14 protein-coding genes and 1 pseudogene are annotated in these 11231 nt (G+C 71.4%); 4 read left to right on the top strand and 11 right to left on the bottom strand.

Annotated features, from left to right (window positions below):
• Positions 1–116: 116 nt before the first annotated feature.
• A pseudogene (locus ACFU95_RS03530) lies at positions 117–496 on the bottom strand (RNA polymerase sigma factor); the annotation flags it as partial.
• A gap of 55 nt (positions 497–551) precedes the next feature.
• On the bottom strand, positions 552–1325 hold the full coding sequence (locus ACFU95_RS03525; protein WP_383821073.1) for a class I SAM-dependent methyltransferase: 774 nt from the start codon (positions 1323–1325) through the stop codon (positions 552–554).
• A 99-nt stretch (positions 1326–1424) separates the two neighbouring features.
• Between ACFU95_RS03525 and ACFU95_RS03520 the strand changes: the two genes are divergently transcribed.
• Positions 1425–2054 carry a CGNR zinc finger domain-containing protein gene (locus ACFU95_RS03520; RefSeq protein ID WP_383821070.1) on the top strand — a complete coding sequence of 210 codons (630 nt, stop codon included), beginning with the start codon at positions 1425–1427 and terminating at the stop codon, positions 2052–2054.
• Here the strand turns inward: ACFU95_RS03520 and sodX are convergent.
• Complete coding sequence (gene sodX / locus ACFU95_RS03515; protein ID WP_062718547.1) at positions 1958–2392, bottom strand: nickel-type superoxide dismutase maturation protease; 435 nt, start codon at positions 2390–2392, stop codon at positions 1958–1960. The genes ACFU95_RS03520 and sodX overlap by 97 nt on opposite strands.
• Before the next feature lie 145 nt (positions 2393–2537).
• Between sodX and sodN the strand changes: the two genes are divergently transcribed.
• Positions 2538–2933 carry a superoxide dismutase, Ni gene (sodN, locus tag ACFU95_RS03510; RefSeq protein WP_351404147.1) on the top strand — a complete coding sequence of 132 codons (396 nt, stop codon included), beginning with the start codon at positions 2538–2540 and terminating at the stop codon, positions 2931–2933.
• A gap of 131 nt (positions 2934–3064) precedes the next feature.
• Here the strand turns inward: sodN and ACFU95_RS03505 are convergent, their stop codons facing one another.
• Positions 3065–3715, bottom strand: coding sequence for a M15 family metallopeptidase (locus ACFU95_RS03505; RefSeq protein WP_383821067.1), 651 nt, complete (start codon positions 3713–3715; stop codon positions 3065–3067).
• Between the two features lie 438 nt (positions 3716–4153).
• Between ACFU95_RS03505 and ACFU95_RS03500 the strand changes: the two genes are divergently transcribed.
• Positions 4154–5587, top strand: a complete 1434-nt coding sequence (locus ACFU95_RS03500; protein WP_383821410.1) for a hypothetical protein — start codon at positions 4154–4156, stop codon at positions 5585–5587.
• A gap of 65 nt (positions 5588–5652) precedes the next feature.
• Here ACFU95_RS03500 and ACFU95_RS03495 read toward each other — a convergent pair whose 3' ends face one another.
• On the bottom strand, positions 5653–5886 hold the full coding sequence (locus ACFU95_RS03495; protein WP_383821064.1) for a hypothetical protein: 234 nt from the start codon (positions 5884–5886) through the stop codon (positions 5653–5655).
• Between the two features lie 93 nt (positions 5887–5979).
• A complete protein-coding gene (locus ACFU95_RS03490; RefSeq protein ID WP_383821061.1) occupies positions 5980–7134 on the bottom strand; it encodes an anion permease in 1155 nt (384 codons plus the stop codon).
• A gap of 178 nt (positions 7135–7312) precedes the next feature.
• Between ACFU95_RS03490 and ACFU95_RS03485 the strand changes: the two genes are divergently transcribed.
• Complete coding sequence (locus ACFU95_RS03485; RefSeq protein WP_383821059.1) at positions 7313–8074, top strand: VOC family protein; 762 nt, start codon at positions 7313–7315, stop codon at positions 8072–8074.
• Between the two features lie 31 nt (positions 8075–8105).
• Here the strand turns inward: ACFU95_RS03485 and ACFU95_RS03480 are convergent, their stop codons facing one another.
• The 5 genes from ACFU95_RS03480 to ACFU95_RS03460 all read right to left on the bottom strand — a co-directional run bounded on the left by ACFU95_RS03480 (position 8106) and on the right by ACFU95_RS03460 (position 11050).
• Positions 8106–8438: a DUF952 domain-containing protein gene (locus ACFU95_RS03480; RefSeq protein ID WP_383821056.1), complete on the bottom strand. Its 333-nt coding sequence runs from the start codon at positions 8436–8438 to the stop codon at positions 8106–8108.
• A 9-nt stretch (positions 8439–8447) separates the two neighbouring features.
• The gene (locus ACFU95_RS03475) at positions 8448–9674 is read right to left on the bottom strand and encodes an RNA polymerase sigma factor (protein WP_383821053.1); all 1227 of its coding nucleotides are present in this window, start codon (positions 9672–9674) and stop codon (positions 8448–8450) included.
• A gap of 34 nt (positions 9675–9708) precedes the next feature.
• Positions 9709–10122, bottom strand: coding sequence for a YciI family protein (locus tag ACFU95_RS03470; protein WP_383821051.1), 414 nt, complete (start codon positions 10120–10122; stop codon positions 9709–9711).
• A 95-nt stretch (positions 10123–10217) separates the two neighbouring features.
• Positions 10218–10439: a hypothetical protein gene (locus ACFU95_RS03465; RefSeq protein ID WP_383821048.1), complete on the bottom strand. Its 222-nt coding sequence runs from the start codon at positions 10437–10439 to the stop codon at positions 10218–10220.
• 26 nt (positions 10440–10465) lie between these two features.
• Positions 10466–11050 (bottom strand): dihydrofolate reductase family protein, encoded by a 585-nt coding sequence (locus tag ACFU95_RS03460; RefSeq protein ID WP_383821046.1) that lies wholly within the window; start codon positions 11048–11050, stop codon positions 10466–10468.
• Between the last annotated feature and the right edge of the window lie 181 nt (positions 11051–11231).

Raw genomic sequence — 11231 nt, 5'->3', positions numbered from 1 at the left:
GGTCAGACCCACCGCGACCACGGCCGCCGCGACCCCGGTGGCCACCCCACGCCGGCGCCACCGTATCCGCGCGGCCCGCGCGAACACCTCGTCCGCGGCGGGCCCCGACGGCATCGGGCCCGCAACGCCGCGAGCCCCCTCGCCGTGTGGCTCTTGACCGTGCTCTCCCGCATGCCGAGCAGTTCGGCGGTGTCGGCGACGCTGAGGTCCTCCCAGTAGCGCAGCACCAGCACCGCCCGCTGCTTGGGCCCCAGCTGAGCGAGCGCCGCCCGCACCATGACGCCGGTGTCGCGGTCCACCGACCGCCCCGGCACGTCCGGCACCTCGCCGTAGGTCAGAGGCGCCGGCGCGCACCGAGGACGACCTTCACCAGCGTCGTCTGGACGAGGTCCTCGGCCTCCTCGCGGCTGCCGCACAGCAGATAGGCGCTGCGGAACAACGCCCTGCGTCTGCCCTCGACGAAGGCGTGCAGAGCCGCGTCCGCACCCCGCGTCAGGACGCAGAAGGCGCGGCACGAGTCGTCGTACGGCGTCGTCGGGGCCCGCTCCCGGCTACTTCACCGCGAGCAACAGGGTGTCCGAGGGCGAGCACCAGACCGGCCGGGCCTCCCCGAACCCCTTCTCACGCAGCACGCGTGCGTGCCACTCGGCGGGTGGCGCGTCGCCCTCGGCGTGCTCGCCGTAGATCTCGAAGCGTTTGGCCGTGGGTGCGGCGAGGACCGGGTCCTGCGCCGCCAGCTGCCACCACTCGGACCAGTCGAGGGCGCCGTCCACCTTGGCCTGATCCATGCGGGCGTGGCGCAGCGCGCGCTCCGCCTCGTTGATCCGCGGCGTCGATTCGTCGATCATGTGGTCCGCGTTCAGGAAGACACCGCCGTCGCGGACCAGCTCCGCGACCTGACCGTAGAGGGCCGCGAGGGGTTCACGGTGCAGCCAGTGAAGGGCCGTGGCGGTCAGGACGGCGTCGTAGGAGTCGTACGGCAGCTTCGCCGGCCAGTGGGGGTCCTTCAGGTCGGCCGTGACGAAGGAGACCCGCCGGTCGTGCGCGAAGGTGCCCTCGGCGATGGCGAGGAGGGCGGGGTCGAGGTCGACGCCCGTGCTGGTGGCCCCCGGGAACCGCGCGAACAGCCGGGCCGTGATACTTCCCGTGCCGCACGCGAGATCGAGCACGCGCGGGGCGGGGCCGAGGAGGGCCTCGACCATGTCGAGCATGATCCGGAAGCGTTCCTCGCGGTCGGGCATGTACCACTCCTGCTGCCGGTCCCAGCTCTCCTGCCAGGCGGCCCAGTCGGCTCCGGTCGTGGTGGTGATGTCCGTATCCGTCATCGAACCCCTCCATAGCGCACGTCACGTAATACCCTGGAAGCACGATCAGCTGTTACTCGACCGCACCACGACGATAGAACGCCTCCGTAAGGACTACAAGTGGAACTGGCCTATTACTCGGATTACGCCGTACGACTCGTCAACAGCGAGGACCCGGCCCGGGGCAAGGACTCGCTGACCTCGGTCGAGGCCGTCCGCGATCTGTTCGGCGTCAGCCAGGAGGCGGCCCGCCGCGCCACCGACGGGGACGTCACCCGCTTCCGCTCGGTGCGCGCACGGCTGAGGGCGGTCTTCGAGGAGGCGGACAGGGGGGAAGAGGCGCTGGCGGTGAACCTGCTGAACGCCCTTCTCCTGGAGTTCCCTGTGAGCCCGCAGATCTCCGGCCACGACTTCCGGGACGACGACGGCCGCCCCCTGTGGCACATGCACCTGGCGGACCATCCGTCGAACGCGACCGCCGGCTACGCGGCCATCGCGGCGATGGGCCTGGCCTTCCACCTCACCGAATACGGCGTGGACCGCCTGGGCCTGTGCGAGGCGGCCCCGTGCCGCAACGCCTACCTGGACACCTCCACCAACCGCTCCCGGCGCTACTGCTCGGACCGCTGCGCGACCCGCGCCAACGTGGCCGCCTACCGCGCCCGCAAACGCCTGGAGGCCGACCGGTCGGCGAAGACGGGCCGCACGGCCGACAGCGCCCAGCGCGCCACCGCGAACGGCGAGCGCTGACCCGGCTTGCGCGGCCGGTAGCGCAGCCGGACCCGGCCCAGGATCAGCTCGTCGGGCACGACGCCGTAGTCGGTGCTGTCCCCGCCGGCGTACGCGTTGTCACCGAGCACCCACCAGCCGCCCTCACGCCGCTCCGCGGCCCGCTTGACGACAAGCAGGTCCTGCTGGAACGGGTGCCGCAGCACCACCACGGCCCCGGGCCTGATCCGGCCCCGGTGCCACACCACGAGCAGGTCGCCGTGATACAGCGTGGGCACCATCGACGGTCCCGTCACCTCGGCCCACCCGAAGGGCTGAGCGGCCCGCCCGCGCTCGGCGTCCTGCGACAACTCCGGCATCCCCGGCACCTCCCCGGTACTGTCCTCCACCAGTCTCAGTCTGACCCTGGACTTTTGTCCTAAGCCCATGGGGGCACCCGCGAAAACCCGTCTCGCAGGGAGTAATGTCCCACCTGAGAAGACGATCACGAGGAAGGAATGCTCCATGCTTTCCCGCCTGTTTGCCCCCAAGGTCAAGGTCAGCGCACACTGCGACCTGCCCTGCGGTGTGTACGACCCGGCCCAGGCCCGCATCGAGGCGGAGTCGGTGAAGGCCGTGCAGGACAAGATGGCCGCCAACGACGACCCGCACTTCCAGGCGCGTGCCACCGTCATCAAGGAGCAGCGCGCCGAGCTCGCGAAGCACCACGTCTCGGTGCTCTGGAGCGACTACTTCAAGCCCCCGCACTTCGAGAAGTACCCGGAGCTGCACCAGCTGGTCAACGACGCCCTCAAGGCCCTCTCGGCCGCCAAGGGTTCCACCGACCCGGCCACCGGTCAGAAGGCTCTGGACTACATCGCCCAGATCGACAAGATCTTCTGGGAGACCAAGAAGGCCTGATCCTCGATCATGCTGTTTGACCTGCGATTTCCTTGGTCGTCTGGTCAACCTGTCCGCACCCGGCCCGCAGGCCGCCGAGATCGGCGTCCTCGACGGTCCGGGTGCGGTCTTCTTCCGCCCCCGACGCCAGGTCAGAGTTCCCGCGCCCCGTACACCGCGCTGTCGGCTCCGACGGAGAGGGCCCAGTAGCGGTCGCCGTAGGACCAATGCCACCACTCGGTGGGGTAGTTCACCAGACCCGCGGCGGTCAGGGCGGTGCCGAGCACGCTCCGGTTGGCCCGTGCCTCGGGGCCGATGTTGTCGGCGTCCGTGTAGCAGGCGCCGTCACTGTCCTCCGGGTTCGCGTTCAACGGGGTTCCCATGTCCAGTTCGCGCCCGTCGGCGGAGATCAGAGTGAGGTCCACCGCGGCGCCGGCACTGTGCGGGGCGATCTCCGGGGGCGACACATAGCGGCTCGCGGCCTCGCGCACCCGCGGCGGCGACCAGTGCGGGTTGTCGGCGCGCAGTTCGTCGGCGTACTCCTCGAAGTAGTCGCGCTGGAGCGCGGGCGGCCGGTACCCCTCGACGAACAGCAGGCGGATGCCGTCCGGGAGCAGCGCCTGAGCCTTCAGGAGACGCAGCAGAACCCCTTCTCGCAGATGGGCGAACGCCCCTGCCCGATCGGCCCTGCGCGAGTCCACGGCGAGGTGCTCGTGGAGCCGGACGTCGACGAGTGGTTCGCCGCGGTCGGCCACCGGGATCGCCGCGATCTTCGGATCTGACATCAGCACGATCTCGCTCATGCACTGATCATTGCCTACGAGCCCGCTCCGCGGTCACGTCCGATCGCGGCCTCGCGGCGCGGGCCGCGGGACCGAGCAGCCCCGTTCCACACGGCACTTCACGCTCCGCGTCGGACACAGAACGCCAATTCCCGGCGAATGCCACCCATCCGACGCCCGACGGGCCCAAGGTTCCCTGCACGCCCGGTGATTGTGCTCACGCGGCAACCGGTGGCTACGGCCGATCCCGTGCCGTAGGTTTTTGCGCGTCCACCCCTCGTCCCACCTGCGAGGCGAGTGGCACACGGGGGAAGGTGAGCGACGCTCGGATCCCGGCTCGGCCTCCGCGGTCGAGGCGTGCTTCGGCGTGCTCCGCGACAGCGGGCGAGTGGGGACCACATCAGGGGACCGCATCACCCGGCGGCCGGACCGGCCCCCGCCGGATGGAACGCCGATCCCCTGGAGAAACCCCTGCGCCGCCGCCTGCCTCTCTGGCCCGTCCCGCTGCTGTGGACCCTCGCCCTCGGACTGTGGGGGCTGTCCCGGCAGCACAGTGTCTGGCGGGACGAGGCCGCGACCTGGCAGGTGGCCCGTCGGTCCGCCGCCGACATCTGGCACATGCTGGGGCAGGTCGACGTCGTGCACGGGCTCTACTACCTGCTGATGCACGCGGTCTTCGAGTGCTTCGGCGCCGGCACCACTGCGCTGCGGCTGCCCTCCGTGCTGGCCATGGCGGTGGCGGCGGCCTGTGTGGCGGTCATCGGCCAACGGCTGGCCGGGGTCTGGGCGGGCCTGGCGGGAGGGCTCGCGTTCGGGCTGCTTCCCGCCGTGCAGTTCTATCTCCAGGAGGGCCGTCCGTACGCGCTGATCACGGCCGGCGCCGGGATCGCGACCCTGTTGCTGGTGACCGTCCTGGAGGGCCGTGGCCGAGCGGTGCACTGGGCCGCGTACAGCGGCACACTCGCGGTGTGCGGCCTGCTGAACTGGCTGTCCCTGCTGATCCTGCCCGCCCACCTGGCGACCCTGCTCTGGGTGCGTGTCCGGCGCCGGACCTGGACATGCTGGGCGGTGGCCGCGACCGTGGCCGTGGCGGCCGTACTGCCGTTGATCCTGTTCAGCCGGAGCCAGGCCGCCCAGGTGTCGTGGATACCGCCGCTGACCTGGCACATGATGATCGGCCCGGCGGTCCTGCTGGCGATCGGCGGACTCGGCGCCCTGCTGGACCGGCCGCACATCGGACGGCTGTCGGTGGCGGCCGTAGGGGTGCCGCTGCTGGCCGTACCGCAACTCGGCCTCATCGGGGTCTCCCTGGTCCGGCCGCTCTTCCTGGACCGCTACGTGCTGTTCAGCATGCTCGGGCTGGCCCTGCTGATCGGCACCGCGCTGGCCACGGCCGTACGGGCGGCCGGGCCGCGGTTTCCGCGAGCGGCTCCCTGGATCGTCCCGCTCGTGGTCACCGTGGCGGTCGTCGCGCTGTTGCCGCAGTCGCTGGCCAAGCGGGCTCCGTCGAGCCGGGTGGACGACGTCCTGGCGGTGGCGGCCGATGTGCGGCGGCTGAAGCAGGACGGGGACGCGGTGGTCTTCGTACCGGCGGCCCGGCGCGACACGGCACTGGTCTCCCCCGACGACTTCGCCGGGCTGAAGGACGTCGCCCTGGCGGAGGACCCGGTGACGTCGGGGACGTTGAAGGGCGAGGAGGCGGGTCCGGCCCGGATACGGAGCGCGATGCTGGCCCAGCGGCGCATACTGCTGGTCACCGATGTGCCCGCGGTGGCGCGGCCCGTGTCGGCCGAGCGGGACAGGACGAAGACCGCGGTGCTGAAGGAGCACTTCACGGTGGTGGCGGACGTACACGTCCGCGGGCGGCGCGTGACGGCTTACGAGCGGCTCTGAAGAGGCCCGGCCGGTTCTCCGGCCGGGCCCAGTGGCCCCGTGGGTCGCGATCCGTCAGTGGAACCTCAGTGGAACCGCGGCACGATCAGATATATCCCGTACACCACCACCACCGCGCAGGCGACGAAGCACAGCCCGGCCTGCGCGACGCCCAGGGCGGAGGTGCCGCCGCTCTCCTCACGCGCCCCTTCGTGGCGGGCCAGGCCCAGCACGCCGAGGGCGAAGACGACGACCACGGCCACGGTCACGGCGAGGCTCACCGCGGCGACCTGGCCGAGTGCGCTCCAGTCGAGGTTCATGATGCGAACTCCCCTTGTCTCGTACGGCCGCCTCCAAGCGGCCACGTCTCGAACGGCCGCGGCCCAAGTGGCCACGGCTCGGGCAGCCACGGCTCAGGCGGCCGTGCCGACCTTCGTCGGCTCCGTGCCGCGGACCGTGACCTCGTGGGTGTCGTTGACGTTGTGCGCGGACACCGGGTTGCGCCGGGAGACGAACACGATGCCGGCGGCCACGGCCGCGCCGACCAGGGCGACCACGGCCGTACCGACGTTGCCGCCGTGCTTGACCACGCTCGCCGAGACACCGCCCACGAGTGCGGCGGCGGGCAGGGTGACCATCCAGGCCACGACCATGCGCCCGGCCACGCCCCAGCGGACCTCCGCCAGGCGACGGCCCAGGCCCGCGCCGAGGATGCTGCCCGAGGCGACCTGCGTGGTGGACAGCGCGAAGCCCAGGTGGGCCGAGGTGAGGATGACCGTGGTGGAGGCGGTCTCGGCGGCGAAGCCCTGCGGGGACTGGATCTCCGTCAGCCCCTTGCCCATCGTGCGGATGATCCGCCAGCCGCCGAGGTAGGTGCCGAGGCCGATGGCGAGTCCGGCCGAGGCGATCACCCAGAGGGGCGGGCCCGCGTCATGGCCCAGCGCACCCGCCGAGATCAGGGTCAGCGTGATGACGCCCATCGTCTTCTGCGCGTCGTTGGTGCCGTGCGCCAGGGACACGAGCGAGGCCGAGGCGATCTGGCCGACGCGGAAGCCCTTGGTGACGGACTGGCTGCGGGCGCGGGCGGTGAGCCTGTACGCCAGGTAGGTGGCCAGCAGGGCCGCGACCCCCGCCACGATCGGCGAGGCCACCGCCGGGATCAGCACCTTCTCGACAACCTTGTCGAAGTGCACGCCGTGCGCCCCCGCGCCCACCCAGACGGCCCCGATCAGCCCGCCGAACAGCGCGTGCGACGAGCTGGAGGGCAGCCCGACCAGCCAGGTGAGCAGATTCCACAGGATCGCCCCCACGAGCCCGGCGAAGATCATGCCCGGGGAGACGAGTGTGTCGTCCACGATGCCGCCGGAGATCGTCTTGGCGACCTCGGTGGACAGAAAGGCACCGACGACGTTCAGGACGCCGCTGATGAGTACCGCCGTCTTCGGTTTGAGCGCCCCCGTGGCGATGGACGTGGCCATCGCGTTCGCCGTGTCGTGGAATCCGTTGGTGAAGTCGAAGGCCAGGGCCGTCACGATGACGACCGCCACCAGGAACGTGATGTGGTCCATTCCCCAATGCAAACAAGCGCGGGCCAATTCGCGGCGAACCGATGGCAAAGCGTGTCCCTGGAGTCGGCGCGCGGTTGGTAAGGGTCCTGCGAAGCCTGAGTGGCGGACCCGGAGGGCGCCGTACACCCACGCCGGGCGGCCGAGCCCGTGACCGCCTCGCCGGATCTACGATCGCCGCATGAGCATCCGCTGGACGTACGCCTTCGTCGACCGCCCCGCCGCGTCCTTCTCCCGGGCCCACGCCTTCTGGGCCGCGGTGACGGACACGCGGCTGTCCGAACTCCGGGGCGAGCGGGAGGAGTTCGTGACGCTGCTGCCGGGCGGCGGCGCCGACGCCTGTGTGAAGGTCCAGGGCGTCGACTCGGGCGCCGGTGGCGCGCATCTCGACTTCGCCGTGGACGACGTACCGCACTACGTGAAGTCGGCGCTTCAGCGGGGCGCGGAGATCGCCGCCGAGCACGAGGGGTGGGCCGTGCTGCGCTCGCCCGCCGGGCAGTTGTTCTGTGCCGTGCCCTGGCACGGGGAGGCGGTACGGCCACCCGTGGTGCGCGGCAGCCGGCTCGACCAGGTCTGCATCGACGTACCGCCTTCCCTGTACGACGCGGAAGTCGCCTTCTGGAGTGCCCTGCTGGCCGGGTGGGCGTCGGTGCCCGGCTCCCGCCCCGAGTTCCATGTGCTCAGGCCGCCGGCCGGGCTGCCCGTCCGCATCCTGCTCCAGCGGCTCGGCGCGGAGCCTCATGGCGAGGAGCGGCCCGCCTCCGCCCATCTGGACCTCGCCTGCGCGGACATCGCGGCGACCCGCGCCCGGCACGAGGAACTGGGGGCGGCCTTCGTCGCCCGGGGTGCCCACTGGACGGTGATGCGCGATCCGGCGGGCGGGACGTACTGCCTGACAGGACGGGACCCGGAGACGGGCGGCCTGCCCGAACGACGCACCTGAGCGGGCCCGGCGACGGTTCGGCGGCGTCCCGTCACCCCCACGGCTCCACGTCCACCACCGCGTCCACCGGAATGGGCCCGTACACATGGGGGAACTCCTCGCCCCCGGGCTCCGGCGCCTCGTACTTCAGGGGCGCGTCGAGTCGCGCGGGGTCCACGACCAGTACCACGAGCTCGTCGGGGCCGTCGTAGGAGCCGTACAGGAAGGCGGCCACGGGTGCGAGTTGAGCGCGGGTCGAGCAGTGGATGAAGCCCTCCTCCCGGAGGGTGCGGCCACGGGTCGACATCTCGTACGTGCCGCGCTCGCGGGCCGCGTCCCACAGGGAGCGCTCGGTGATGTGGAGGATGAACGTGTGTTCGGGCATGGGTCCACGCTACGGCGTCAGCCGTGCCGCCCGCGCGCGCAGATAGCGCTGCTCCGGCAGGCTCAGGGCCTTGGCTGCGGCGGATTCATAGGCGGCGCGGGCCTCGTCCTGCGCGCCCGCCCGCTCCAGTAGGTGCCCGCGCACCGCGTCCAGGCGGTGCCCGGCCCCCAACTCGTCCTCCAGCGCGTCCAGTTCGGCGAGTCCCGCGCGCGGCCCCTGGACCATGGCCACGGCGACCGCGCGGTTGAGGCGCTCGACGGGCCCGGGGACGAGGCAGACGAGGAGGTCGTAGAGGCCGAGGATCTCCTGCCAGTCGGTCTCCTGCGCGGAGGGTGCCTCGTCGTGGACGGCGGCGATGGCGGCACGCAGTCGGTAGGGGCCGGCGCGGCCCCGGGAGAGGGCGCCGGTGACCAGGGCGACGCCCTCGTCGATCGCGGCCTTGTCCCAGCGGTCGCGGTCCTGTTCGTCCAGCGGGACGAGTTCGCCGTGCGGGCCGGTGCGCGCGTCGCGGCGGGCGTCGGTGAGCAGCAGCAGCGCGAGCAGGCCGGCCACCTCGCCGTGGTCGGGGAGGAGCCGCTGGACCTCGCGGGTCAGCCGGATCGCCTCGCCGGCGAGTTCCCGCCGCTGGAGAACCGCGCCCGACGTCGCCGTATAGCCCTCGTTGAAGATCAGGTACAGCGTCTGGAGCACCGCGGGCAGCCGGTCCTCCCAGTGGTCGGGGCGCCCGAAGCGCACCCCGCGGACCTTCTGCTTGGCCCGGCTGATGCGCTGGGCCATGGTCGCCTCGGGGACCAGGTACGCGCGGGCGATCTCCGCCGTGGTCAGGCCGCCGACGGCGCGCAGGGTGAGGGCGATCTGGGCGGGCGGGGTCAGGTTCGGGTGGCAGCAGAGGAACAGCAGGGTGAGGGTGTCGTCCTCGCGGGGTGCGCGGTCAGCGCCCGGCGGCGGGGCGGTGAAGGCGTCCCGGGGCGACAGCGCCGCGACCTTCTCCTCCCGGGCCCGGCGCGCCTCCTCCGCGCGCAGGGCGTCGGTCAGCCGGCGCGCGGCGACCTTGATCAGCCAACCGCGCGGATTGTCCGGGACACCGGCCCGCGGCCACTGCTCGGCCGCCGCGACCAGGGCCTCCTGCACGGCGTCCTCGGCGGTGTCGAAGTGGCCGTACCGCCGCACCAGCGCGCCGAGGACCTGCGGCGCCCGGCGGCGCAGCAGGTCCTCTGTCTCGGGTGTGACGCTCATGTCGGGTGTGGCGCTCCCGCGGGGCTCGTACGGCTCAGACGTCCCCGGAGCCGTCGTCGATGGGCCGGATCACCACCGGGTAGGCGGGAGCTCCGGCGGGCTGGGGACAGCTCAGGACGCGCTCGGCGATCTCCGTGACCCGCTCCAGGCTCGCGCAGTCCAGCACCCAGTAGCCCGCCAGCAGTTCCTTGGTCTCGCTGTACGGCCCGTCGGTGATGACCGCCTTGCCGTCGTCGCCCAGGGTGACGTGCCGGGTCTTCGCGGGTTCGGCCAGCCCCTGCCCGTCGACCATCTCGCCGGTCTCGGCGAGGTCGTTGTTGAGGTCGCTCATGAAGGCGTACATCGCCTGGACGTCCTCCTGGCTCCAGGCCGCGGAGTGCTCGGACGCCTTGCCCTGCATCGCCTCGTAGTCCGCCTGCGTGCCCTGCACCATGACCAGGTACTTCATCAGTCCGCTCCTTCGGTTTCCGTCGGCTCGGGCCACCGGTCTCGGCGGCTCTCACAGGGGACGTCGGAGCCGCGCCGGAATTCTCGACACGAGGTTCAGGAATTTTTCGCGGTGGGTGGCTCGGGCTGTTCGTGGTGCTCGTGTTGCCGTCCGTGCCCCCCGTGCTCGGCGTCGCCCTCGGCGTACGCGCCGCACTCGGGGTTCCGGCACGGTCCGGCCACCCAGGTGGGGACCCAGGCGCCCAGGGTCTTGTGGCGCTTGACGACCGTCTCGACGGGCTGTCCGCAGTCGGGACAGTGGAGCTCTTCGCTGCCCATGTCCTCAGAGTAGGGCGGGAGACCGCTCAGCGCTTCCTGCTGTACGTACGAACCACGGCGCCGTTGCCGAACGTCCGCACCCCGCCCAGGGTGAACTCCGTGACGGCGAAGTCCGAGCCGAACATCGGCATGCCCGTGCCGTACACGATGGGGTAGGACTTGATGACGAGCTCGTCGATCTCGTCGATCAGTTCACCCGCGATCTGCGAGCCGCCGCACAGGTAGATACCCAGGTCGCCGTCCTCGGCCTTGAGTTCGCGCACCTTGGCGACCAGGTCGTCGCCGATGATCTCGACGTTCGGGTCCGGCGACTCGGTCAGGGTGCGTGAGGCGACGTATTCGCGCAGGTGGGCGTAGGGGCTGGTGACGCCTTCCTTCAGGGCCAGGTCGTAGCTGCCCCGGCCCTGGATGATCGTGTCGAAGCCCTTGTTCTCCAGGCCTTCGAGGCCGAACGCCCGACGGCCGTGGGTCGGCAGGGTCTCCGGATACTCGTCCTTGAGGAAGGCCAGGTACTCCTCGTCGACGAAGGCGAGCATCGCCGACCCGTCTCCGCTCGGGTCCCCGATGAAGCCGTCGAGCGAACAGGCGATGAAGTAGGTGAGCTTTCGCAAGCCGGTCTCTTTTCGTAGAGGTTAACCACTTCGATTGTAGTGCTTCAGTTGTAGTGCATCACTTGTAGTGGTCGCAAGCGCATTACCGGGGCCGGGTGAAAGTGAGAGAGGGGATTCCGCCGCCGGGCGATCGGGAGCGCCGGGCCGTCCTCGTCGACGCGGGCTTGGAGGTGCTCGCCCC

The organism is Streptomyces sp. NPDC057623 (genome assembly GCF_042800355.1).
Lineage (GTDB): Bacteria > Actinomycetota > Actinomycetes > Streptomycetales > Streptomycetaceae > Streptomyces.
Note: the sequence above shows the minus strand (reverse complement) of the source record. Positions and strands in the feature narration are given on the sequence as shown.

What these genes read in the sequence shown, in the direction of transcription:
- ACFU95_RS03525 (WP_383821073.1), bottom strand. Translation starts at nt 1,325, where the DNA reads ATGACGGATACGGACATCACCACCACGACCGGAGCCGACTGGGCCGCC.
- sodX (WP_062718547.1), bottom strand. Translation starts at nt 2,392, where the DNA reads ATGCCGGAGTTGTCGCAGGACGCCGAGCGCGGGCGGGCCGCTCAGCCC.
- sodN (WP_351404147.1), top strand. Translation starts at nt 2,538, where the DNA reads ATGCTTTCCCGCCTGTTTGCCCCCAAGGTCAAGGTCAGCGCACACTGC.
- ACFU95_RS03505 (WP_383821067.1), bottom strand. Translation starts at nt 3,715, where the DNA reads ATGAGCGAGATCGTGCTGATGTCAGATCCGAAGATCGCGGCGATCCCG.
- ACFU95_RS03495 (WP_383821064.1), bottom strand. Translation starts at nt 5,886, where the DNA reads ATGAACCTCGACTGGAGCGCACTCGGCCAGGTCGCCGCGGTGAGCCTC.
- ACFU95_RS03490 (WP_383821061.1), bottom strand. Translation starts at nt 7,134, where the DNA reads ATGGACCACATCACGTTCCTGGTGGCGGTCGTCATCGTGACGGCCCTG.
- ACFU95_RS03485 (WP_383821059.1), top strand. Translation starts at nt 7,313, where the DNA reads ATGAGCATCCGCTGGACGTACGCCTTCGTCGACCGCCCCGCCGCGTCC.
- ACFU95_RS03480 (WP_383821056.1), bottom strand. Translation starts at nt 8,438, where the DNA reads ATGCCCGAACACACGTTCATCCTCCACATCACCGAGCGCTCCCTGTGG.
- ACFU95_RS03475 (WP_383821053.1), bottom strand. Translation starts at nt 9,674, where the DNA reads ATGAGCGTCACACCCGAGACAGAGGACCTGCTGCGCCGCCGGGCGCCG.
- ACFU95_RS03470 (WP_383821051.1), bottom strand. Translation starts at nt 10,122, where the DNA reads ATGAAGTACCTGGTCATGGTGCAGGGCACGCAGGCGGACTACGAGGCG.
- ACFU95_RS03465 (WP_383821048.1), bottom strand. Translation starts at nt 10,439, where the DNA reads ATGGGCAGCGAAGAGCTCCACTGTCCCGACTGCGGACAGCCCGTCGAG.